Origin of the sequence: Paraclostridium dentum (genome assembly GCF_012922555.1) — a bacterium.
GTDB lineage: Bacteria > Bacillota > Clostridia > Peptostreptococcales > Peptostreptococcaceae > Paraclostridium > Paraclostridium dentum.
This window is the reverse complement of the sequence record NZ_WIPK01000004.1, coordinates 67840-93202: the sequence shown is the minus strand read 5'-3', so window position 1 is coordinate 93202 and position 25363 is coordinate 67840. Positions and strand designations below refer to the sequence as shown.

Here is a 25363-nt window from a genome sequence, read left to right as displayed (position 1 = left end):
CAAGCTAATTTAAAATAGAGACATATCTCTAAATCAAGTTAGCTTGTTTTGTTTTTTATTTATATTATTTTAAATTTTGAGATTCAAAAAATTTATCAGATTCTTCTTTTACTTCCTTTCGAAGTTTTATTACCCCTATCATATTTGTAGCTATAACACATGCTAGGGCAGAGTCTAACAATACAACTATATTATCTAATTTACATAATGCGCCTATCATTATAAAGCATAAATAAATTACTCTAACAATTTTAGAGGTTTTTAATCCAAATAAATATTCAGCTTGTTTTTCACCGTAAAAAATTATTACTATTAAAGTTGATAGAACAAACATAAGCATGCAGATAGTTAAAAATCCACCACCGAATTTAGTTCCTAACACGCTTTGAATTGCCATTGAAGGCATAGCAGCAGCTTTGTCAGCGCCAACACCAGACCATGTACCTGTAGTTAAAACTAATAATGCGGTTATTGTACATATACAAAGAGTATCTACGATTACCTCAAATACACCCCAAAGAGCTTGTCTTGCTGGATAATCAGTGACAGCAGCAGAGTGAGCAATTGTTGATGTACCCATACCTGCTTCATTTGAATAAGCTCCTCTAGCAGCACCAGTTCTTATTGTTGCAGAAACAACAGACCCTGCAAAACCACCAGCAGCGGCAGTAGGATTAAAAGCACCTTTAAATATTAAGGTAAATGTAGCTGGTATATTTTCAAAGCTAAACAATACAACTATAAGTGCGATTAAAAAATATGCGATTGCCATAAAAGGTACTAATTTTTCTGTAACTTTCGAAATTCTTTTTATACCTCCATAAACAACTAATCCAACTATAAATACAACTGCAATGCCTGATATTACAGGTGGTATATTTATAGTTTCTGCAGTTTGGACAATAGAAGCTGACTGTGTAGCTATAGATGGAGCAATTTCTACCATTAAGAAAAATGCAAACAATGAACCTAAAATAGGCATTTTTGCGCCATTTTTAAGGTAGTACATAGGACCACCAACATATTCACCATTTTCATTTTTAACTCTATATTTAATACCTAATATAATTTCTGAGTATTTAAGTGCACATCCAAATATGGCAATAATCCACATCCAAAATATAGCACCAGGACCTCCTGTAGCTATAGCTAGAGGTACCCCTACTATATTTGCAGCCCCTATTGTAGAAGCTAGAGCAGATGTAGCAGCTTGAAATGGAGTAATAGTTCCATCTCCTTCTCCTTTTTTAAATATTTTCCCAAATGTTTCTTTTAATATAAATGGCAATTTTGTTATTTGAAAAAATCTTAAAGTAATTGACATTGTTATCCCGCCACCAACTAATATGATTAAAATAGGATAAAGCCAGAGCCAATCTACTAAATGTTTGAAAGCATCAAACATAAAACCCCTCCCTTATAAATTTGTATGCTTGTTTTAATAAATTTTAATTGAGTCCTTTGTTATTATATATGTGAATTAAAATTTAATATGTAAAAATATATTTATAGAGTAATTAATTAGATTTATAATTAAATTATTGAAGTGATAAATAACTGTAGTTAGATTTTTTAGTATTTAACTAGTTATAATTGCAAAATTCTAATGAAAATTTATATTTCTTAATTTTAAAAATCAAATATGCATAAGCATAGTAATAAGAAAAAATAAAAAAATAAAAAATTTTTAAATTATATATTGCCTGTTACGTAACGTAACCCTATAGAATATAATTAGGCAATGAATTTGGGGGAGATATAATGAAAGAAGAAAAGTTATATACTACAGGTGAATTTGCTAAAAAAGCTGGTGTAACAATCAGGACTATAAGGTACTATGATACAAAAGGCATACTAAAACCATCACATCACAACAATCAAGGTCACAGGTTGTATTCAGAAGAAGACTTTCTGAAATTAAAACAAATTCTAGTATTAAAATATTTAGGTCTATCATTAGATGAAGTTATGGAAATTGAATCTCAAAGCTTTGGAAAAGATGACATGGCTAATTCTTTTAAATTACAAAAAAATATCATTAAAAATAAAATAAATCATATGAAAATAATTTTAGACATAATAGAGACTGCAGAGACTAGTATGGAAAGTGCTCCAGAATTAGATTTAAATAATACAATCGATATAATCAAAATTTTAGAAAATGAAGAACAATTATTGCAACAGTACATAGATTCATCTAATTTAAATGCAAATATAATTTTGCAAGAAAAGTTTAGCTCAAATAAAGATGGATGGTATAACTGGGTATTTAGAAATATGGATTTAAATAAAAAATGTAGAGTACTAGAAATTGGATGTGGTAATGGAGCTTTATGGTTAAAAAATTTAAATAATATAGATATCGATATAGACATAACACTAACAGATATTTGTCAGGACATGATAGATGAAGCTAAAGGAAACCTAGACAAATATAATAAAAATTTATCATTTAAGAGAATAAATCCTAATGATATTCCTTTTGAAGACGAAAGTTTTGATATCGTAATCGCAAATCATATATTATTTTACATGAATGACTTAGATAAAGTATTATCAGAAATACATAGAGTATTAAAGAAAAAAGGGCAGTTTTATTGTTCAACTATTGGAAATGATCATATGAGAGAATTAGAACAATTATTGCTAGGATTTAATGAAAAGATGAAAATTTCTGAAGAAAGATTATCTGCTAAGTTTGGCATTGATAATGCTGAACTAATACTAAATAAATACTTTGAAAATATTGATAAATATTTGTATAAAGACAACTTAATTGTAAATGACACAAAAGCTATATTAGAGTACATATACACTATTCCAGGTAATATTTTAGAAATAGTAGATAATAAGAAAAAAGATTTTGAATTTTATATTGATAAAAATATAAAAAAAAGTAACGCAATTAATATAACTAATAGTCACATTTTATTTAAAAGTAATAAATTATAAAATTAGGTTTTAATAAATTTAGATTTTATAGCTAGAAGTAAACATGTTAAATAATAAACAAAAAAATTGGATTTAAAACATTAACAGCTATAAAATATAAAATTTTTTAAATATACCATTAAATTATTGACATATTAATAATAAAAAAAACATAAGATTTAATTGAATGAAGGGGGAATTATTATGGGAATTACAGTAACAAGTGAAATAAAGCCATTAAGAAAAGTTCTACTTCATAGGCCAGGGGAAGAAATAGAAAACTTAACGCCTGAATATTTGGAAAGGTTATTATTTGATGACATTCCATTTTTAGAAGTAGCTCAGCAAGAGCATGATGCATTTGCTGATACGTTAAGATCTAATGGAGTAGAGGTTGTATATTTACATGAATTAGCAGCTGAAGCTATAGAAGATGAGGATATAAAAGAAAAATTTATAAATCAATTCATACAAGAGGCAGGAATTAAAAGTGAGGAACTTCAAAAAAATGTTTATAAGTTTCTCAAAACATTTGAAAATAATGAAGAATTAATAAGAAAAACTATGGCAGGTATAAATAAAAATGAATTACCACAATTAAGTAAAAAAAGTTTATCAGATTTAACTGCTGATGAATATCCTTTTGTAGCTGATCCTATGCCAAATCTATATTTCACAAGAGATCCATTTGCAAGTATTGGAAATGGAGTCAGTTTAAATAAAATGTATTCAGTGACTAGAAATAGAGAAACTTTATATGCAGATTATATATTTAAATATCATAAAGACTTTAAAGGAAAAGTAGAAAGATTTTATGATAGAGATTTTGAGTTTCATATAGAAGGTGGAGATATATTAAATTTAACTGAAAAAACTCTAGCAATAGGTATATCACAAAGAACAGAAGCTTCAGCAATAGAGCATATAGCTAAGCAAATTTTCTTCAATAGTAATAATCAAAAAATAGAAACTATCCTAGCAGTCAACATTCCAAATAATAGAGCAATGATGCATCTAGATACAGTATTTACACAAATAGATGTTGATAAATTTACTATACATCCAGGAATACAAGGACCATTACAAGTATTTGAAATAACAAAAGGCAAATGCCAAGAACTTAATATAAAAGAAGTCAATGAAGAGTTGGAATGTATATTAGCTAAACATCTTGAAGTTGACAAAGTCAAATTAATACAGTGTGGAGGGGGAGATAAAGTTATAGCAGATAGAGAACAATGGAATGATGGCTCAAACACATTGTGCATAAAACCAGGAGAAGTAATAGTATATTCTAGAAATTATGTTACTAATAAATTATTAGTAGATAATGGAATTAAAATACACGTAATACCGTCAAGTGAATTATCAAGAGGGCGTGGGGGTCCAAGATGTATGTCGATGCCTTTAATTAGAGAATTATAAAATTAAAAATATATTATTAGGAGGAATAACAAATGGGAGTTAATTTAAGAGGTCGTTCATTTTTAAAATTATTAGATTTTTCAAGCGAGGAGATAAGATACTTATTAGATTTATCTAAAAACTTAAAAGATTTAAAAAGAGCTGGAGTAGTTAATAAAACTTTAAATGGAAAAAATGTTGCAATTTTATTTGAAAAAGATTCAACTAGAACTAGATGCTCTTTTGAGGTTGGAGCAATGGATTTAGGCATGGGGGTTACATACTTAGGACCTACAGGTTCTCAAATGGGTAAAAAAGAATCTATAGCAGATACTGCTAGAGTTTTAGGAAGAATGTATGATGGTATAGAATATAGAGGTTTTTCACAAGAAATAGTAGAAGAATTAGCAGCTTATGCAGGAGTGCCGGTATGGAATGGGTTAACTACTGAATTCCATCCAACTCAAATGATAGCTGACTTATTAACTATAGAAGAAAAATTAGGAAGATTAAAAGGTGTTAACTTTGTTTATATGGGGGATGCAAGAAACAATATGGGTAACTCTTTAATGGTTGCTTGTGCTAAGATGGGTCTTAACTTTACGGCTTGTGCTCCAAGTGAATTATTCCCAGCGGAAGATTTGGTAAATACATGCAAGGAAATAGCTAGTCAAAATGGGTGCACTATAACATTAACAGAAGATGTTATGGCGGGTACTAAAAATGCTGATGTTATATATACAGATGTTTGGGTGTCTATGGGTGAGCCAGATGAAGTTTGGGAAGCTAGAATAAAACAATTAAAACCTTTCCAAGTTAATAAACAAGTTATGAATAATGCTAATCCAGAAGCAATATTTATGCACTGCTTACCAGCATTCCATGATTTGAAAACTAGAGTTGGAGCAGAGATGCATGAGAAATTTGGTATAACTGAAATGGAAGTTACAGATGAAGTATTTGAATCTAAGCAATCAGTTGTATTTGATGAAGCTGAAAATAGAATGCATACAATAAAAGCTATAATGGCAGCTACAATAGGTCAGTAACAAATAATATAAAATTAAAAACTTTTCATATTAAAAATATATATGATAAGTAAATTTCATTGAAATATACTTAATGGGAGAATGAGATTATGAAAAGATTAGTTATAGCATTAGGGGGAAATGCCTTAGGGAACAACCCAAAGGAGCAGTTAGATTTAGTTAAACATACTGCAAAAACAATCGTAGACTTACATGAAGATGGATATAATGTAATTGTTGGGCATGGCAATGGACCTCAAGTAGGTATGATAAACTTAGCTATGGATTTTGCATCTCAAAATGGAGCTAATACGCCAATTATGCCATTTGCAGAGTGTGGATCAATGAGTCAGGGTTATATAGGATATCACTTGCAACAGTCTATAGAAAATGAATTAAATGCAAGAAATCTAAAAAGCAATGTTGCATCTATTGTAACTCAAGTTATAGTGGATAAAAATGATGATGCTTTTAAAAATTTAACAAAGCCAGTTGGGATGTTTTACTCAAAAGAAGAAGCTGAAAAAATTTCTAATGAAAAAGGATTTAAGTTTATAGAAGATGCAGGAAGAGGTTATAGAAGAGTTGTTGCATCACCTAAACCTCAAAAAATAGTTGAGCTAGATACTGTTAAACAATTAGTCGATAGTGGAAGCATAGTTATAACTGTTGGGGGTGGAGGTATACCAGTAATTCAAAATTCAGATGGATCACTTCAAGGAGTAGATGCAGTTATAGATAAAGATAAATCTAGTGCTCAATTAGCAAAAGATTTAGATGCAGAAATGCTATTAATATTAACTGCTGTTGATAAGGTTTCTATAAACTTTAATAAGCCTAACCAGAAAGATTTAGATTCTATAAATCTCGATGAAGCGATTGAATTTTCAAAGCAAGGACACTTTGCAAAAGGTTCTATGTTACCGAAAATAGAAGCTTGTATAGATTTTGTAGAATCATCTACAAATGGTAAAGCCTTAATAACATCATTAGAAAAAGCTAAAGAAGCTTTACATGGAAAAACTGGAACTATAATATATAAAAGAAAATAAAAGTAAAATTATATAAACAAACATTACTAAAAAGGGCTGACTCGAAATCTATGGCAAATGGTAAACATATAATTGAAATATATATTTATCCATTAGCAATTTAAATTTTGAGTCAGCCTTTTTGTAAAATAAATAATAAAGGGGTACGGATAATGTTAAATAAAAAAAATAAATTTAAATTCCCCTCTGCATACACAGTTTTACTAGCTATAATGATATGTATAGCCTTAGCGACACAATTTGTTCCAGGGGTGAAAAATGCTAAATTATCAGATGTTGTTATGGCACCTGTTACAGGGATGATAGGAGTTAAAGATGTTAATTTAGAAAGTGAAATAAATGATTCTATGAATTCTGGTGGAGTAGAAAGTGCTCTCAAAACAATAAATAATAAAGAAGAAGCATTAGTTAGTGTAACTAATGTGGGGCAGGTTAAGGGAGCTATTGATGTTTCACTATTTGTTCTTATAATAGGTGGTTTTCTAGGTGTTGTAACTAAAACGGGGGCATTAGATGCGGGTGTAGGAGGTCTGGTAAGACGTCTTAAAGGAAAAGAATTGATGCTAATACCAGTATTAATGATAATTTTTTCACTAGGAGGCACATCTTATGGTATGGCAGAAGAATCATTAGCATTTTATGCACTTATAACTGCCACTATGATAGCAGCTGGGTTTGATCCTATTGTAGGGGCGTCTATACTATTGTTAGGATGTGGGTGTGGAGTATTAGGGTCTACGGTTAATCCATTTGCTATAGGAGCAGCTGTTTCAGCAGCGGGTGCTGCAGGAGTTCAAATAAATCAAGGAACGATAATAATAATAGGTATTGTTTTATGGATTGTAACTTTATCTATATCTATAATTTATGTAATGAGATATGCTAAGAAAGTACATTTGGATAAGTCAAAAACTATATTGTCTAAAAAAGAAATTATGGATGCTAATGAATCATTTAGCAAAAATAAAGAGGAAATATTAGAACTTACAGGAAAAAGAAAATTTGTACTGGTGTTATTTGTTTTATCATTTGTAGTTATGATTTTAGGAGTTGTTCCATGGAGTGACTTTGGAATAAAAATATTTGAAAATTCAACATCATGGTTAAACGGAGCTTCATTAGGATCATGGTGGTTCCCTGAGTTAACATCATGGTTTTTCATAATGGCCGTGATAATAGGATTAGTATATAGAATGTCAGAACGCAATATTGTAAGTTCATTTATTTCAGGTTGCGAAGATATGGTGGGAGTTGCTTTAGTAATTGGGATATCAAGAGGAATATCTTTTATGATGGCAAATGCGGGGTTAGATATATATATATTAGATAAAGCATCTGGGGTATTGAGTGGAGTATCAGGGATTTTATTTGCAAATATGACTTACATTATTTATATAGGTCTATCATTTTTAGTACCATCTACATCGGGGCTAGCATCAGTATCTATGCCTATATTTGCCCCGCTTGCTCAGAAATTAAATATTGCACCTGAAATTGTAGTTTCAGCGTTTTCAGCAGGAAGTGGTATAGTGAACTTAATAACTCCAACATCTGGAGTTGTAATGGGAGGATTGGCAATATCTAAAATTGATTATGTAACATGGGTGAAGTTTATAGGCAAATTACTATTAATTTTATTTATTACTACATTATTAATATTAGCTATAATGCCGGTGATATTAGGCATATAAACATAATTCAAAATAAAATTAATTACGGGTGATGTATATGAGTTTGGTAAGTTTGCTTAGTTTATTATATTTAATTTTTACTTTTGTTCTTATAATAAAGAAAAAAACTATGGGAAAGACATATATTGCATTTGGTGCAATGACATATACATTTGTAATTTTATATTCATCGATACCTAATATGCCTATTAAATTTCAAGAACTAAGTATATTTATTGCATTTTCACTTATGATAATTCTATTTGGCATAATGAGTGGAACTATACTTACTATATTGAACAAAAGTGAAAAAGCATCAATTAGAACAGCAAGTATATTTTCATTTTTATTGATAATAACAATGTTTAATATCAAAGGATATTTAACTTATATGTATATTCCTATATTAGTGTATATGTTACAGAGTAAGGTTAATTTAAATTTAAAATTGAAATAATTATAATAAGGGCTTATTCAAGATATTAATATGTTTTGAATAAGCCCTTTTATTATTAAAATATCAATATATAATTGCAAGTTGTATAAAATAATTGATATTATATTGAATAGGACTAAAAAGGGTAAGAGGTGATTAAGTGCTATTTTCAAATTTAAAACTAAATGATGAACAGCCAATCTATATACAAATCAAAGAGTATATAGATGATATGATAAATAAAGGGTTAATACCAGACAATAGTAAATTGCCATCAACAAGGGAGTTAAGTCAGTTTTTAAATGTAAGTAGAAATTCTATAATTTCTGCATATGAGGAATTAAAAGCAGATGGTGTAATTTACTCAGTTTATGGAAAAGGAACTTTCGTAAATCATAAAAATGTATCTGTGAATAAATCTTGGAATATAGATTTTAGCTGCCTTGAAAATGAACAGACAAAAATAGCTAATGATATGGATATTGTAAAAAATGAAATTCCATGGAGGAGTGATTTAATATCTTTTAAAAGTATAGCTCCAAATGGAGAGCTATTTGATATAGATGAGTTTAAAAAGGCCTTTTTAAATAGAATATCACTAGAGGGTCACAAAATTTTAAACTATGGATATGCAAAAGGATACAAGCCGCTTATAGATTATTTACTTAGCTATATGAATAGTAAAGGGGTAGATACAAGCAATAAAGATATATTAATAACTAATGGATTTACAGAGGGGCTGGAGCTTATTCTATCGTCATTTACAAATAAAGGTGATTATATAATATGTGAAAATCCAACTCACAATACAGCAAAAAAGATATTTAAATTTTTAGGATTAAATATTGTAGGCATAGATATAAATAATAATGGATTAAATCTTAACATGCTAGAAGAAAAACTAGATTTTTTAGAAGAAAAAGGAATTAAGCCTAAGTTTGCGTATATAACTCCATCATACCATAATCCAACAGGACTAGTTATGGATCCAGAGAATAGATACAAGTTCTATAAATTAATGAAAAAACATAATACTCCAATAATAGAAGATGGATTCAATGAAGAGTTACTGTATTCTAGTTCTCATATATTTCCAATCGCATCTTTAGATAATTTAAATAATGGAGTTGTATATATAGGAAGTTTTTCAAAAATACTTTTCCCAGGGCTTAGAATAGGATGGATATTATGTGACAAAACTGTGATTTCAAGGCTTGAAAGTGTGAAAAGGTGCAAGAGTATTCATGTTTCGTTTTTAGATCAAGCAGTTCTTTATGACTATCTGAGTAATGGAGCATTTGAAAAATATGTAAAAAAAATAAAGAAGTTTTATGGAGAAAAGTTTAACTATGCATATGAATGCGTAAATAAATACATACCAAATGAATATATACTGGGTGAAGGTGGACTTCATATTTTTATAAAGCTAAAAAATATAAATTCGAGGGAATTACTGGAAAGATGTTATGAAAAAGGCGTTATATTTATGCCAGGAGATATATTTTATGTAAATAAAAAAGGTGAAGATACATTAAGACTGGGATTTTCAAGACTTTCATTTGAGGAGATTGAAAAAGGAATAAAAATTATAGGAGAGTCAATAAATTCATTTCACAACTAAAAAAATACATTTCACAACCAAATGCGACTTAAATCTACTTTTATTTTATATAATATAGTAATAAATATTAAAAAATTTATAGATTAAAAAAATTAAAGGGGGTTTATATGAGTGGTAAAAATGAACCATAACTTAGCTGAAAATAAAAGTGATTTAGGGTTTGCATTAGGGGAGTCAGTTTTAAATGCAGTATTTTATAAAGACTTAAAGGGGATATATATTTATTGTAATAGAGAGTTTTGTAATTGTTTAGGACTGACATCTAACCAAATCATAGGAAAAACAGATAAAGATATATACAGACATAATAAACAATCTAAAATTTTTGAAGAAAAAGACAAAGAAGTAATTATATATAAATCAAAGCGAATATATCAAACAGAAATAGAAATGCAAAATCAAAAAAGAAAACATATAGAAATAACAAAAACTCCGATGTTAGATAGTAAAAATCAAGTTTGTGGAATTGTTGGAATGGTTAGAGATATAACTAATACAGCATATATATATGAAGAAATAGAAAAATTAAAATCTGATTTCTTTTCAAATTTATATCATGAACTAGGAACACCAATTAATGCAATTACTAGTTCATTACAATTATTAAGTTTTAATATTGATTCAATGCGAAAAGTTGATGTAGATGAAATTAAATACATTAGTGATATTATAAAAAAAAATAGTTTCAGATTGTTAAAACTTACTAATAATCTTGTTTATGTAACTAAATTAGATTCAAATGAGATAAAATGCAATTTTAAAATGGGAGATATTGTCTACTTTGTAGAAAATATTTGTATAAAAACTGCTCTATTTTGTGAAGAAAAGGGTATAAGTTTAATTTTCGATACAAATGAAGAAGAACATATTGGGGAATTTGATGAAAATATTATTGAAAAAATTTTATTAAACTTATTATCTAATGCAATAAAATATAACAAGAAAAATGGGCAAATAGAAGTTGTATTAACTTGCGAAGAAGATTATATTACTATAAAAGTTAAAGATGATGGAGTTGGGATACCAAATAGATATACAAAATGTATTTTTGAAAAATTAAGCTATGTGGATGATAGATTAGTAAAACTAAATGAAGGAAGTGGATTAGGTTTATATATAACTAACTCATTAGTCAACATATATGGGGGGAATATAGATGTGAATACTTCTTTAGATGAAGGTAGTGAGTTTATTGTAAAACTTCCGTTTAAAAATGGTAATTCAAAAGATAAAGTACCTACTCCATGTGTAATAAGTGGATTTGATCCTATGAGTATAGAATTTTCTGATATATATTAATAGAGTTAAAAAATATGATTAAAATAATAATTTATATAAGCCTGTGATAATAAAGATGGAAATTTATGTTTCTATCTTTATTATCGTTTACGCTATATATTATAAATGTTATTATAAAAAGTAATTATATTACAAATAAAAAATGGAAGGTGTTATAAGGTTGAAAATAGCTATTTGTGACGACGAAAAAATATACAGAGACACAGTGAAAAGTTATATAGCTAAATTTTCAAAATCAATAGATACAAGTATTACTATTTTTGAGTATGATTCAGGACTGAAACTTTTAGATGATATTAATGATAAAGATTTTGATTTAATTATATTGGATATAGTTATGGACGATATAGATGGAATTGAAACTGCTAAAAAGATAAGATTCTTAGATAAAGAAGTATGCATAGTTTTTCTTACTAATTACTCAGAATATGCAATTAAGGGATATGGACTAAATGTATATGAATATTTGCTTAAAGAATCATTAAATGAAGAGAAATTAAAAAAAATTATTTTAGAGGTAAAAAAAAATCAAAAAACTAGAACTATAGTTTTAAAAATGCAAAAAGAAATTGTTAAATTCAATGTAAATAGTATATATTTCTTTGAAGTAAACAATAGAACTATAACCGTACACTATGATTTTAATGGAGAATATGAAACTAAATCATTTTATGGAAAGTTAGAAGATATAGAGAAACAGTTAGATGGAAATTTTTTTTATAGGAGTCATAGAAGTTATATCGTTAATATAAAAAAGATACGAAAGATAGCTTCAAGAGAAATATTTTTTGATATTTCACAAAAAGCTATGGTTAGTAGGCTAAAGATTTTAGAGCTAAAAGAAAAATATATAAATTACAATTTAAAAGATTAACGTATAACAATAGGAGGACAAGTTGTTTGTTTACATATTTGGATTAATCGGATTTATAATTTTCATATATTATAATTACTTTAGATCTATAAAAATTACATATAAAGATATTGTGTCTATGATTATAATTATATTATTACCTTTATTTACAACACTAATGGAGATATACAATACAACTTTATACATAATAATATTTTCAGTAATTTCACTTTTAATAATATATATATATATAAAAAAGTTAAAAGTTAAAACCAGTATAATTTTAATGGGTTTTACAATTTTAAAATATGCACTATATTCAAATTTAATAGCATCTACAATATATAAATGTATATTTGATTTTATTTTAAAGTATAATTATTCTTTAAATGTTTTATCAAATGGGTATTTTATAATAGATATTTTAATATCTGTTATATCTATAGGCATATTTATAGTAATGCATTATAGATTTATGAATACAAGGATTAAAAACAAATACATTTATTTAAATAAACAATATAAATACTGCATTTATGTCACTATAAATTATTGGGTAGATAACATTGTAATAGCATATTTTTTTAAATTGATATTTATAAGTGAAAGTAGCATAGAGATTGTTAAATATATAATAGTTTATACATTGGTTAGTGAGTTAATAATTCAAAATATATTGATAAAGGCAGAACTTTCTTACACAAAATATAATCTTGAAGTAAGTAACAATCAATTAGAAAATCAAATAAAACACTATAGTGAATATGAAAAATATATGAAGGAAGTTAGGTATATTGCTCATGATATTAAAAAACATAAGTTTGCTTTAAATCAGTTAATAGCATCTAAAAAACATAAAGAAGCAGTGGACTTTATTTATGAGATAGATAAAGAAATTGAAGAAATGGATTGCTATTTTGTGAGTGAACATATTTTAATGGATGCGCTTATTAAAAACAAAATAAAAATATGTAAAAAATATGGAATAAAATTAAAATATGATATATTTATACCTAAAGATATACATATAAAAAATATGCATATATCAATAATATTTAATAATTTAATAGACAATGCAATAGAGGCATGTGTGAATTTAGATGATAACAAAAGAGAAAAGTATATTCATTTATATTGCGATGTTATAGATAATAAATTAATATGTGTTATAAAAAACTCTAAAAATAAACACCCACTTGAATTAGATAAAAGTTTTAAAATAGAAACTTTAAAAAAAGATAAAGCTAATCATGGAATTGGTATTGAAAATTTAAAGCTTACAATAGAAAAATATGATGGGGTCATAGATTTTAACATAGAAGAGTATTGTTTTACCGTAAAGTTTATTATTCCAATATAAAAATGCTATTTCAAAAACTAAAATAGCATTTTTATATTGAGACTAGCATACTGAATTTCTTGAACTTTTAGCTTTATATAGTTTTGTATCAACTAAATTTAAAGCATCATTAAATGTTATATTTTCGTTATTAAGGTAAGAAACTCCAAAGCTGCAAGTAATATTGATTTTATTACTTTCATATAAAAATTCTCTAGTTCCAATAAAGGTTTTAAAATTATTTATTATAGTATAAGTTTCATTTTCAGACTTATTTTCTATAGCAGCTATAAATTCATCTCCTCCGTATCTACAGGTCCATCCACCAAAATTTTTTATATAAGAATCAAGTAAACTTGCCACCTCTTTAATTATAAAATCCCCACATAAGTGTCCATACGTATCATTTATATCTTTGAATTTATCAATATCTAACATTATCAAACTAACTGAAAAATCAGGTAAAGATAGGTTTTTTAATAGAGCAGGAAGATGTTCATCTAAGTAACGTCTATTAAAAATATTAGTTAATTCATCAGTAACAATAAGCATATTTAATTTATTAATTTCAGATGTAAGTTCGTTAACAGTTTTATTGGTGTAAGTTGAAAACATAGTATCGTTTGTAACATCTTTTATAAGTTCTACAATATAAATGTCACCTTCAATATTAACGGGCGCTGATATTACCATATACAGCTTTTCATCTACATATTCTAACTTAGAGAAAGATGAATTCTCATTTAAAGCTCGCATAGAGATGCAATTACAACAAGCCGCCCCAGTTTTCCAAAACTCAAAGCATTTATGATCATTATCTATTTTTATATCATTATCAAGCGTTATTATCTTTTTGTGCTTAGGATCTACAATTCTTTGAATTACAAAAACGTTATCAAGTATATTTATACTATTTTTCATGAAATTCAAAAAACTCACTTCCTCTCTTTAAAATACTATTAACAAATATTATAAGTTTTTATTAATTTATTTGCAAATTTAAAGATTAATAATATAGTTAAAAATACAAAATATGAGATATAATAGAATATGAACTAAATCAAAAGAGAGGGAGCATAATGTTAAGAAAAGATGAATTCCTGGATAAATATCAAATAACTGATAAAGAGTTAATAAAAAATAATATAGATTGGGATGAAATTGAGTATATCTATGAAGATTTTATGATGTATAGAAAAAGCTATGAAACTCAAGCTGAGTTAATAGCTACTATATTAAGGAGTCACCCAAAGGTTCACTCAGTGAAAACTAGAGTTAAGGATCCTGAACATTTAATTGAAAAAATAATAAGGAAGATAGAAGATAGACGATTAAAATATGGAAATGATTTTAATTTTACTGTAGATAACTATAAAAATGAAATAACTGATTTACTAGGAATAAGAGTAATACATATATTTAAAGAAGATTGGGAAGAAATACATAGTTTTATTACTAGGATGTGGAAAGTATTAGAAATTGTTTCTAATGTTAGAGAAGGTGACAACACAAAAAAATTCGAAGAACTAGGAATTGAAGTATGTTCAAGATTATCAGGATATAGATCAGTACATTATATAATAGAATCATATCCAACTACACAAAAAATAATTGCAGAAATACAGGTAAGAACTATTTTTGAAGAAGGTTATGGGGAAATAGACCATCAACTTAGATACTCACATAAACAGATTCCTGATGTCCTAGCACAAAATTTGATGTTACTGAATAGAATAGCAGGTAGTTCAGATGAAATGGCATCATTAATTAATGTATTAAATAAAAGTATAGAAGATGTAAAAATAGAATACGAAGAGAAGTTAAAGAAAAAAGATAAAGAAATAGAGAACTTAAAAGAAGTAATAAGTAAAAAATAACAAATAGTAACAAATATAAATAATTATAGAAAAATATAGTATTTATGCTATTATATATATTAATATAAAAAATTAAATTGTATATTAAATGTAAATATATAAAAAATATGAATGGAGATGACTATCTAAATGGGATTTTTTAAAAGATTAAAAAATGTTGTGGAAGCTAAGGCAAATAAAGCTATAGAAAAGCATGAAGATCCAATAGAAATGTTAGATTTATCAATAACTAAAAAAGAAAAATTACTTCAAGATGCAAAAAAGCAATGTGCAAATTTTATAGCATCAGTAGATAACATAAGAAATGAGAAAAAATCATTAGAAGAGAAAATAGAAAAATACGAGCAAGCTACAAAAGCAGCATTATTAAAAGAAGATAATGAAAAAGCTCAAGGTTTTGTAAAACAAAAATTAGAAATGCAAGATAAATTAAATCAAACTATAGCTAGAATAGAATCTCAAGATAAAAAAATACAAGAAATCAAATTCAAAATAGAAGAATTAGAGCTTGAAATATCTAAAATGAAGTCTAAAAAACAAGAATTAGCTACTAGACTTGATGTAGCAGAAATAAATAATGAGATTAATGAAACTTTATCAGGATTAAGTGATGACCATGGTATAAACTTAGATGAACTTGAAAAGAAAGTACAAGAAAAAGAAAGTTATGGTAAAGCTTTAGAAACTATGAAAACAAAGAGTGAAGATGATATGCTTGACGAGTATATAAATGATTCACCAGTGGTTGATTCTAAAGTTGAAGATGAACTAGAGAGAATAAAAAGAGAAATGAATAAATAGATATACTACTAAAGGTAGATGGTTAAAAGCTATCTACCTTATTTTTACGCTTAGGGAATTATATTTAACTAATATTTGTGGATAACTTATAGAATATAGTTATATTAATATTTAATTTGTTAATTTTTTTAGGAGGTATAGTATGGACGAAAGAATTTTAAATGAAAAGAAAAAATACAATAAAATGTACACAGACTTAGTATTTGCAGCAAATGATTTAAAGCAAATATTAAATAGTGAAGAATTAAGAAAAAGAGTTTTTATAAGAAAGTTAGATGATTTGTCAGGGTATATAGCTTTTTTAAATGATTTAGAAAAAGAAGAAAAAAATGAAGATAAGAATATATTTTCTAAACTATTTAAAAAGAAAAATAATATAGAAGATGAAATACAGTATTATTTAACTAGAGATAAAAGAGAGTCTATAAATAAGTTAGATAAATGTAAAATGTGTAAGTGTATCAATTGCGTAAATGAGTGTAATTTTAATAGATGTATAAACTGTAGGGAATTAGAATACACGTATGATTGTGATAAGGAAAAATTTGTATTTACAAAATCTACAGATATAGTAACTTTATATAATGGAGATGAAGAATTCAAGTTTGATGTTAAGGGATATTTAATAGAAATACAAGATGAAGCATTAAGTAGATATGTATATTTAGTAGATAGTAAAGATAAAGACAATCAACAACTATTAGAGTATTTTAAATTTAAAGGGGAAGAGAGTTATGATTCAGTAATAACTGGGGATGATACATCGAATTTGGATAGATTATACAATAAGTTCATAGAAATGGGGTTAAATGTATAATGAATAAATTAAAAAGAAATATAACTCTTTTTCTAACTGTATTTATATTTTCTATAACTTGTGCATTTACTTTTTCAATAGAAAATTCATATGCAACTTCAAATAAAAATGAAACTTCAAAGGTTGAATATCAAGTAGCTAGAGGTAGTTCTTCGCATAGTTCACATAGTTCAAGTAGATCAAGTAGTAGTTTTAAATCAAGCTCAAGTAGTTTTAAGCCGAGTTCAAGTAGTTTTAAATCGAGTTCGAGCTCTAGCAAACCAAGCTCTGGCTCTAGTAAATCAAGTAGTAGCTATACAAAGCAAAAACCAAGTTCAACAAAACCTGATTCGGGGAGTTTTAGCACTAAGCCAAAACCTGAAGCAACAATAAATGAAGGAACTACTGGCAATAATTCAGATAATAATACTACAAAGCCAAAATCAAGCACAACAAAGCCTGATTCAGGAAGTTTTAGTACTAAACCAAATACAAACTCTAAATCTAATCAAAACGATACTTCAAATTCTAAAAATAAAAAAAATGATGATTATGATGACTATGGTGGTAGATCTAGTAGAAGAACATACATACCACCAGCATATGGTAGAGGATTTTTTGGATTTGGAGGATATAATCCATTTAGATATATGGGGTATAGAATGGGAATTAGCCCTATGATAATGGATATAGTTATGATTATAACTGCATTAATTGTTTTATACATTATAATAGATTTTATAAGAAGTAGAAGAAACAGATAGTAATTTTATTTTACCAAATTAGAAATATATAATGAACATTATTTCATATTGTTGTATAATGGACTATATAACAATATGAAAATTAAATAGTAAGTATTAGGTGTCAATAGACTTAATAGGGAATTAGATGTAAATTCTAAGCTACCCCAGTAACCGTAAAGCTGACGAAATCTAAGTATCCACTGAGAAATTGGGAAGGATTGAGAGTAGAATGAAGCTAAGCCGGGATACCTGCCAATGCTTAAAGGCTAATTATCTTCTGAGGGTTGGATAAAGGCGATTATACACGAATAGATTAAGGCATACTCTCTGAGTATGCCTTTTAAAATTGAGAAACTATTGATATAAACTTGTATAAAAATAGGTTTTACTTAAGTTTTTATAATTAATTTATTGAAAATTATTTATTTTGCAAATAAGTTTCAATAAAAGGAATTAGATAAAAAAAATAGAATTATATCATTGTTATGTAAAATCAACACGAAAGGAATGAAAAAATGTCAAAATATTTAGCATATCCATTTTTATATGATAAATCAGATGATTTAAGATGTGACTATGAAATATTTACAGATGAAATATCGAGTACAATAGGATTACTAAGAGCTTTTATAGTTGATGAAAATTTAAAAAAAGAATTAAGTGATATAAATGAACTTGTATATCACATGAATGCATCACTTAGAACATTTGTAAGCGTAACAAACGATGAGTTAAAATGGTTAGAATCTAGAACACTATCTTACCAAGATGAGATAAAAGGTATTTTTGATAAATTTGTTTTACCTCAAGGTGGGGTTTGTGGAAGTTATGCACATATTATAAGAACAAAGTGCAAAGGACTAGTAAGGTTATTACATAGATATAAAGAAAATGGAAATTATGTAGATGAGTTATTATTTGATTTTGCAAATCTGTTATCTGGGTATTTTTTTGTACTAGCTATAAAGCTTAATAAAGATGAAGGAATACAAGAAACTGAATTTATAAGTAGAAATTATAAGTAAGGAGAATGAAAATGAAAAAAAGAATTTTAACATTAATAACTGCTTTTTTAGTAGTTATGCTGGCGGTCGTAGGATGCGGCAAAAAAGAAATAGTAGTAAAAGATAGAGAGGGAAATGATTTTACAGTTCCTAAAAAATTAGAAAGAATAATATCTACAGCTCCATCTAATACAGAAGTGCTAGTTGAATTAGGGCTTGCAGATAAATTAGTAGCTGTTGATAAATATTCAGCTGATATACCTGGATTACCTAAAGATATAAAATTAATAGATTTTGCAAATCCGGATGCTGAGGCTATAGTATCTTTAGAGCCAGATATGATTATAGCATCAGGACATAATAAAACGGGAAATAGTGAAGATCCATTTAAAGTGGCTAAAGAAGCTGGTATAAGTGTTGCATATATACCAAGTAGTGATAGCATACAAGGTATATACGATGACATAATGTTTATAGCTGATATAACTGGGACAAAAGAAAAAGGACAAAAAATTGTTGATAATATGAAATCTCAAGTTAATGAAATAGCTAAAATAGGAAAAACAATAAAAGACAAAAAGAAAGTTTATTTTGAAATTGGCCCAGCTCCAAATCTATATAGCTTTGGGAATGGAACATTTTTAAATGAAATGATTGAGTTAGTAGGTGGAGAAAATATCTTCGTTGACCAAAAAGCTTGGATATCACCTAGTGAGGAATCAGTTATAGAAAAAAATCCAGATGTAATATTAACTAATGTAAATTACGTTCAAGATGCAGTAAAAGATATAAAAGGGCGTGAAGGCTGGAAAAATGTAAATGCAGTGAAAAATGGACAAGTATACTTAATTGATACAAATGCATCATCAAGACCATCTCAAAATGTAGTAAAAGCGTTAAAACAAATGGCAGAGTACATAAATCCAGATGCGTACGCAAAACAAAAATAAAACTTTAGCGATTTTATCTATACCTCTAGTATTTTTTATAATCAGTATTGGAACTTCCATAGGGAGTTCCAATATTCATATATTAGATACTATGAGTATAATTTTAAATAAGGTTATAAATTTACCATTAAGAGAAGGGATAGAGCCAAAAGATATATCTATTATATGGTCACTTAGACTACCAAGAGTATTATTAGCTTTTATGGTTGGAGGATGTTTGGCAGTTAGTGGATCGGTAGTTCAGTCAATACTTAAAAATGAATTGGCATCTCCTTATACTTTAGGGGTATCGTCAGGAGCATCTTTAGGAGCTGGATTAGTTATAGTTCTTGGAATATCTATACCATTTCTCGGGCAATTGACATTGCCATTAATAGGTTTTTTATGTGGATTGATAACAGTATATGGAGTTATAGTTTTTTCTTCTAAAATAGATAAAACTATGGCTAATAATACAATTATACTAGCGGGTATGGTTTTTTCGCTTTTTGTAAATGCATTACTAACAACACTTACAGCACTTTTTAGTGAAGATATAAAAAGTATAAGTCTTTGGCAAATGGGGAGCTTCTCTATGAAGGGATGGTCATATGTGAGAGTTTTAATTCCATTTTTAATTATAGGTGTTATTGGAGTTTTAAGATACACAAAAGAAATGGATATATTAACATTTGGAGAAGAACAGGCAAAGGCAGTAGGTGTAGATACAAATAGGGTTAAAAAACATTTATTTATACACTCAGCCATTTTAACGGGAAGTGCAGTAGCATTAAGTGGAACAATCGGGTTTGTAGATTTAATAGCGCCACATATGGTAAGAAGGGTATTTGGATCAAAACATAAATATGTAATACCTATGTCTTTTGTATTTGGAGGATCACTTATGGTTATAACAGATTTAATTGCCAGAACAATTGTATCCCCAGCAGAGCTTCCAGTAGGAGCTATTACAGCAATTATAGGTGCACCATTCTTTGCATATGTGTATTTTAGCAAAGGAAAGAAGTGATGACATGTTAGAAGTAAAAAATCTTTATTGTGGTTATGAAGACGTTGATGTTATAAAAAATGTTAATTTTAAAGTTGAAAGAGGAAAAAATCTTTGCATAGTAGGACCAAATGGATGTGGAAAAAGTACGCTTTTGAAATCTATAGCTAATATTATAAAATATAAAGGAAGTATAACTATTGATGGTATGGAAGTTTGTAATTTTTCAAGGAAAAATCTAGCGAAAAAAGTAGGACTTATGAGTCAGATAACTCAAATATATTTTCCATATACCATATATGAAACTGTAGCACTTGGTAGGTATGCACATTCAACGGGAGTATTTAATTCTTTAAGTAAAGAAGATAAAAAAATAGTATTAGATTGTATTGAAAAGGTAGGATTAAGTGATATAAAAGATAAAACCATAAATGAATTAAGTGGTGGACAGTTACAAAGAGTATTTTTAGCAAGAACAATTGCTCAAGATCCAGACGTTATACTATTAGATGAACCTACTAATCATCTAGACTTAAAATACCAAATTGAGTTGTTAGAACATTTATCCAAATGGGCAAAAGATAATAATAAAATTGTTATTGGAGTTTTACATGATTTAAACTTAGTTCATTATTTTAGTGATGCAGTTTGTTTATTAAATCATGGAGAGATAGTTTGTTATGGAAGCTCAAGAGAAGTTTTTAATGGAGATTATTTAAAAGAAGTTTATAATATAGACATAAAGGAATTTATGTTAGAGGTTTTAGAAAAATGGAAATAAAAAAGCTTTAGCGATTTTAAAAAATTGCTAAAGCTTTTTTATTGGTATAGATATTTTTGTTATATAATCTTTTGAACTATAAGATGTTAAGCTATCTAAAATACCATATTCAAAAGAAGGTCCTGTCATTTCATAACCTTTTTTATTTATAGTATCTATTAGTATTTCGTAAGTTTTTCCTACGTCTTTATATTCTCCTTTGTGAAGAGTTGTAGCATAAAGTCCTTCAGCTTTTTTTAAAACATTTGGAGCACTTAATTTATTATGTAAGGGGAAGAATACGGAATGCGCAGTAGTATAGTTTTTGCTAAGTAAATTTTCTAACGATATTATTGTACCTACTTGATAGTTGTATGGATATTTATTTTTATTAACTATAGTTAATAATTTTTTAAATGCGATATCAGTTTGTAAAAGTTGAAAAGGTTCTTCTACTTTTTGTGTAATGATAAATTCAGATTGTAATTCTTGAAAGTAAATTTTATCATCATATTCATTTAAGCTTTCTATTGTTTCTATTTTATTCTCAAGCCTTGCTATACTTTTTTTCAAATTTTTAAGTTGAGATTGCAACTTGATTTTTTGTTCTTTTAGAAGAATTAATGCTTTGTTATCATCTCTTTTAATTAAAAAATCTTTAATTTCTTTTATAGGAATTCCAAGTTCTCTTAAAACTAATATACTATCTAACACTTCTAATTGATCAGAAGTGTAGTATCTATATCCGTTACTTTCATCAACAACTTTAGGTTTAAATAAATCTATATTATCATAATAGATTAGCGTCTGTTTGTTCATTCCATTTAACTTTGCTAATTCGCCTACAGTAAAATTCAAACATATCACCTCAAATTTTATTTTAAAATTTCATTGACAATATAGTTACTATATCCTTCACAATTAATAATGTCAAGTAATATCAATTATTTAAAAAATGTAGAGGTGAAAAAATGGAAGAAGTATTTGCGAAAAAACAAAATTATAAGGAGTTTTTAAGATATGTATTTCCATCCATCATAACAATGATATTTCTATCATTTTATACTACTATAGATGGATTTTTCGTATCGAGATATGTAAACTCAGATGCACTGGCATCAATAAATATTATAATACCTATAACTTGTGTAGTATTTGGTATTGCAGTTATGCTAGCTACGGGATCTGGAGCTTTAGTTGGTATAAAGCTTGGGAAAAAAAATATAAAAGGAGCTAATGAGTTATTTTCATTTGTAACAGTAGTTTTAATTTCTATAGGCGTAGTACTTACTATTTTGGGAGTAATATTTTTAGATCCTATACTTAGATTTTTAGGAACAACTGATATATTATATCCATACGCAAAATCATATGGGATTGTAACTGTACTTATGACTATTCCAATGATGTTAAAGTTATACTTTGAATACTATGCTAGGGTAGATGGTAGCCCTAAAGTATCTCTTTTAATGTCTTCACTGGGATTAGTTTTAAACATAGTTTTTGATTTTTTATTTATAGTAGTGTTTGATATGGGAATTTTAGGTGCTGGATTAGGAACGTATATTGCAATAACTATTTCAGGTATAATAGGAATAATTTATTTCAAAGGAAATAATTCGAATTTAGAATTTACAAAACCAAAAGCTAATTTTAAAGAACTATTTAATTCTTGCTATAATGGTAGTTCAGAAATGTTTACAGAGTTATCAACAGGTATAACTACATTTTTATTCAATAAAAGTATATTAACTTTTAGCGGAGAAAATGGGGTTGCTGCAATGTCGATAATAATATATATATATTATTTCTTTATAGCGGTATATTTTGGAATTGCAGTTGGGATAGGACCTATGATTAGTTATAATTTTGGAGCTAAAAATAAAGAAAAAATAAAAGAAAGTTTAAAACATAGTTTTGTAACAATTGGATGGAGTTCTATAGTTATATTTTTAATTTCTATAATTGGAGGTAAGTATATAATATCTATATTTACTAATGACTTAGAGGTTTATACTATTGCTACATCAGGTATAAAATTATTTTCATATGGATTTTTAATAATAGGAACAAATATTTTTATGTCAGGTTATTTTACAGCTATAGGGGATGGACAGGTATCTGCTATAATATCTATTCTTAGATCTTTAGTGTTTGTAGTAGCGACAATTACTGTATTGCCTAAATTTATAGGCTTAAATGGTATATGGTTAGCAATACCTATTGCTGAGTTATTGACTATATTTTTCTCCGTTACTTTTTACTTTAGAAAAGGTATTAGAGCGTATAAAAAGTAATAACTTAAATAAAATTACAATTTCGTTATTTGCTTAAAATTGAGTTTTTGTGTAAAATTTAGTTATATAAAAAAGACGCCAAGGAGAACTTATTATGAGTTTGAGAGAATTTGAATACATTGATGAAGCTGTAGAATTGTTAAATGATATAACACCGACGCTTAACATGTTATCAGAAGAACTAGTAAAATATTTTGAATGTATATTAAATATTAACGAACAAGAATACTTAAATGTCAATTCAAGAGTAAAGAGTGAATATAGCTTAAGAGAGAAAATTATAAGAAACAAATATTTAAATAAATATAAAACACCTAAAATGTTAATACATAATCTATCAGATTTGATTGGAGTAAGATTAGAGTGTAGGTTCATAGAGGAAGAAAGAAATATATATAAGCTTCTAAAATCATATTTCAACATAAGTGAAGACCATATATATTACTATAACGAAGAAAATGAAAATATAAGAATTAGGTTAGACAAAGATCAACCAAGAAAACAAAAAAATGGATTTGAAATATATAGAATCGATGGATTGTTTTTATATGGCGATAATAAAATAAATTTTGAAATTCAGATAAAATCTATGGTTAATATTTTTTGGAGTGAAATAGAACATAATGTTATTTACAAGAATAATGCATATGTTATGATGGATAAGTTTTTAAGTGATGTATTTGCATCAATAAAGACAAATTTAACACTTATAGATAATCAATTACTATCTGTTTATAAAAATTTCAGTGGAAATAATAAAGACAAAGATAGCAAAAGAAAATCTATGGAAAAGTTTTTAGCAAAGATTGCATATGATACCTTTGCAGACAAAATGGAAGCTGACATAGGATTTATAATAGATTTTAAAAAACCTTGTGAGACAATAATAAATTATTCATTTAATAAAGAAAAAGATGGAATGGATATAAGTGAAGATACTACAATAAAAGGACTTAAAAGAATAAATGAAATTTCTAAAAAAGATATAGACTTTAATTCCAAAATTAGATTTGGGAAATTACCTGAGTTTGAGGATGAATTTTGTGAAAGGCTAGGGAATTTTATTATATCTAAATTAAATTGTGAGTTTATATGGAACTTATTCTTTAGAATTTTATTTGAAGTAGAGCCACTTAATAATAAAAAAGATTTTGAAAACTTTATTTTATTTATAAAAGAAAAGGTAGTTCCTATAAAATATCAGGCAAAATTAGAATTAGCTTTTGAAAGTGATAGTAAACATGTATTAAAAGATATATACATGGAAGTAGTAGATACTTTAATAGAAATAGACTCTATAGAAATTTTATATGAGGAAAATTTAGATAGTATAAACAATATAACTAAAAAAGTAATAAATGATATATGTAGAAATGTAGATTCGTTTAAAGAATATAAATATAAAAGTGGTAAGTATAGGGAAGTTTTAAATAAAAAAATAAAAGATGCAATACGAGATTAAAACAATAAAACGACTTGATTTAATTATATAATTAAATCAAGTCGTTTTG

The 25363-nt window shown here is 26.9% G+C and carries 23 protein-coding genes and 1 riboswitch; of the genes, 20 read left to right on the top strand and 3 right to left on the bottom strand.

Going from position 1 to position 25363, the window contains the following annotated elements; genetic code table 11:
* Positions 1-64: 64 nt before the first annotated feature.
* Positions 65-1405, bottom strand: coding sequence for an alanine/glycine:cation symporter family protein (locus GFJ41_RS09105; protein ID WP_035117538.1), 1341 nt, complete (start codon positions 1403-1405; stop codon positions 65-67).
* Positions 1406-1761: 356 nt separating this feature from the next.
* On the opposite strand from GFJ41_RS09105, the gene GFJ41_RS09100 reads away from it, so the two are divergent.
* The 10 genes from GFJ41_RS09100 (at position 1762) to GFJ41_RS09055 (ending at position 13654) form a co-directional block, all read left to right on the top strand.
* On the top strand, positions 1762-2952 hold the full coding sequence (locus GFJ41_RS09100) for a MerR family transcriptional regulator (protein WP_052169239.1): 1191 nt from the start codon (positions 1762-1764) through the stop codon (positions 2950-2952).
* A gap of 183 nt (positions 2953-3135) precedes the next feature.
* Positions 3136-4356 carry an arginine deiminase gene (gene arcA, locus GFJ41_RS09095; RefSeq protein WP_029878201.1) on the top strand — a complete coding sequence of 407 codons (1221 nt, stop codon included), beginning with the start codon at positions 3136-3138 and terminating at the stop codon, positions 4354-4356.
* 32 nt (positions 4357-4388) lie between these two features.
* Positions 4389-5384, top strand: a complete 996-nt coding sequence (gene argF, locus GFJ41_RS09090) for an ornithine carbamoyltransferase (protein WP_021430502.1) — start codon at positions 4389-4391, stop codon at positions 5382-5384.
* 89 nt (positions 5385-5473) lie between these two features.
* Positions 5474-6415, top strand: coding sequence for a carbamate kinase (gene arcC / locus GFJ41_RS09085; RefSeq protein WP_206001537.1), 942 nt, complete (start codon positions 5474-5476; stop codon positions 6413-6415).
* Between the two features lie 152 nt (positions 6416-6567).
* Positions 6568-8106: a YfcC family protein gene (locus GFJ41_RS09080; protein ID WP_035117532.1), complete on the top strand. Its 1539-nt coding sequence runs from the start codon at positions 6568-6570 to the stop codon at positions 8104-8106.
* A gap of 37 nt (positions 8107-8143) precedes the next feature.
* The gene (locus tag GFJ41_RS09075; RefSeq protein ID WP_035117529.1) at positions 8144-8542 is read left to right on the top strand and encodes a hypothetical protein; all 399 of its coding nucleotides are present in this window, start codon (positions 8144-8146) and stop codon (positions 8540-8542) included.
* 139 nt (positions 8543-8681) lie between these two features.
* Positions 8682-10142 (top strand): MocR-like pyridoxine biosynthesis transcription factor PdxR, encoded by a 1461-nt coding sequence (pdxR, locus tag GFJ41_RS09070; RefSeq protein ID WP_035117527.1) that lies wholly within the window; start codon positions 8682-8684, stop codon positions 10140-10142.
* 120 nt (positions 10143-10262) lie between these two features.
* Positions 10263-11441, top strand: coding sequence for a PAS domain-containing sensor histidine kinase (locus tag GFJ41_RS09065; protein ID WP_226890247.1), 1179 nt, complete (start codon positions 10263-10265; stop codon positions 11439-11441).
* 160 nt (positions 11442-11601) lie between these two features.
* Positions 11602-12315, top strand: coding sequence for a LytR/AlgR family response regulator transcription factor (locus tag GFJ41_RS09060; RefSeq protein WP_035117523.1), 714 nt, complete (start codon positions 11602-11604; stop codon positions 12313-12315).
* Between the two features lie 22 nt (positions 12316-12337).
* Positions 12338-13654: a sensor histidine kinase gene (locus GFJ41_RS09055; protein WP_168930818.1), complete on the top strand. Its 1317-nt coding sequence runs from the start codon at positions 12338-12340 to the stop codon at positions 13652-13654.
* Between the two features lie 42 nt (positions 13655-13696).
* On the opposite strand, the gene GFJ41_RS09050 is transcribed toward GFJ41_RS09055, so the two are convergent.
* Positions 13697-14554: a GGDEF domain-containing protein gene (locus tag GFJ41_RS09050; RefSeq protein ID WP_168930821.1), complete on the bottom strand. Its 858-nt coding sequence runs from the start codon at positions 14552-14554 to the stop codon at positions 13697-13699.
* 158 nt (positions 14555-14712) lie between these two features.
* Between GFJ41_RS09050 and GFJ41_RS09045 the strand changes: the two genes are divergently transcribed.
* The 8 genes from GFJ41_RS09045 (at position 14713) to GFJ41_RS09010 (ending at position 21576) form a co-directional block, all read left to right on the top strand.
* Positions 14713-15510 carry a RelA/SpoT domain-containing protein gene (locus GFJ41_RS09045; RefSeq protein ID WP_170075162.1) on the top strand — a complete coding sequence of 266 codons (798 nt, stop codon included), beginning with the start codon at positions 14713-14715 and terminating at the stop codon, positions 15508-15510.
* A gap of 129 nt (positions 15511-15639) precedes the next feature.
* Positions 15640-16311 carry a PspA/IM30 family protein gene (locus tag GFJ41_RS09040; RefSeq protein WP_035117514.1) on the top strand — a complete coding sequence of 224 codons (672 nt, stop codon included), beginning with the start codon at positions 15640-15642 and terminating at the stop codon, positions 16309-16311.
* Positions 16312-16453: 142 nt separating this feature from the next.
* Positions 16454-17128: a hypothetical protein gene (locus GFJ41_RS09035; RefSeq protein ID WP_170075161.1), complete on the top strand. Its 675-nt coding sequence runs from the start codon at positions 16454-16456 to the stop codon at positions 17126-17128.
* Positions 17128-17871: a hypothetical protein gene (locus GFJ41_RS09030; protein ID WP_052169238.1), complete on the top strand. Its 744-nt coding sequence runs from the start codon at positions 17128-17130 to the stop codon at positions 17869-17871. Before GFJ41_RS09035 ends, GFJ41_RS09030 begins: the two co-directional genes overlap by 1 nt.
* A gap of 80 nt (positions 17872-17951) precedes the next feature.
* Positions 17952-18124, top strand: a riboswitch (cobalamin riboswitch).
* A 244-nt stretch (positions 18125-18368) separates the two neighbouring features.
* Positions 18369-18878, top strand: a complete 510-nt coding sequence (locus tag GFJ41_RS09025; RefSeq protein ID WP_035117510.1) for an ATP:cob(I)alamin adenosyltransferase — start codon at positions 18369-18371, stop codon at positions 18876-18878.
* An 11-nt stretch (positions 18879-18889) separates the two neighbouring features.
* Positions 18890-19807: an ABC transporter substrate-binding protein gene (locus tag GFJ41_RS09020; RefSeq protein WP_332840982.1), complete on the top strand. Its 918-nt coding sequence runs from the start codon at positions 18890-18892 to the stop codon at positions 19805-19807.
* 91 nt (positions 19808-19898) lie between these two features.
* Positions 19899-20816 (top strand): FecCD family ABC transporter permease, encoded by a 918-nt coding sequence (locus GFJ41_RS09015; RefSeq protein WP_465231397.1) that lies wholly within the window; start codon positions 19899-19901, stop codon positions 20814-20816.
* The gene (locus GFJ41_RS09010) at positions 20788-21576 is read left to right on the top strand and encodes an ABC transporter ATP-binding protein (protein ID WP_332840810.1); all 789 of its coding nucleotides are present in this window, start codon (positions 20788-20790) and stop codon (positions 21574-21576) included. Before GFJ41_RS09015 ends, GFJ41_RS09010 begins: the two co-directional genes overlap by 29 nt.
* A 27-nt stretch (positions 21577-21603) precedes the next feature.
* Here the strand turns inward: GFJ41_RS09010 and GFJ41_RS09005 are convergent, their stop codons facing one another.
* The gene (locus GFJ41_RS09005; RefSeq protein ID WP_170075160.1) at positions 21604-22413 is read right to left on the bottom strand and encodes a MerR family transcriptional regulator; all 810 of its coding nucleotides are present in this window, start codon (positions 22411-22413) and stop codon (positions 21604-21606) included.
* Positions 22414-22526: 113 nt separating this feature from the next.
* Between GFJ41_RS09005 and GFJ41_RS09000 the strand changes: the two genes are divergently transcribed.
* Positions 22527-23852 (top strand): MATE family efflux transporter, encoded by a 1326-nt coding sequence (locus tag GFJ41_RS09000; RefSeq protein WP_052169237.1) that lies wholly within the window; start codon positions 22527-22529, stop codon positions 23850-23852.
* A gap of 94 nt (positions 23853-23946) precedes the next feature.
* The gene (locus GFJ41_RS08995) at positions 23947-25314 is read left to right on the top strand and encodes a GTP pyrophosphokinase (RefSeq protein WP_035117502.1); all 1368 of its coding nucleotides are present in this window, start codon (positions 23947-23949) and stop codon (positions 25312-25314) included.
* Positions 25315-25363: the final 49 nt, after the last annotated feature.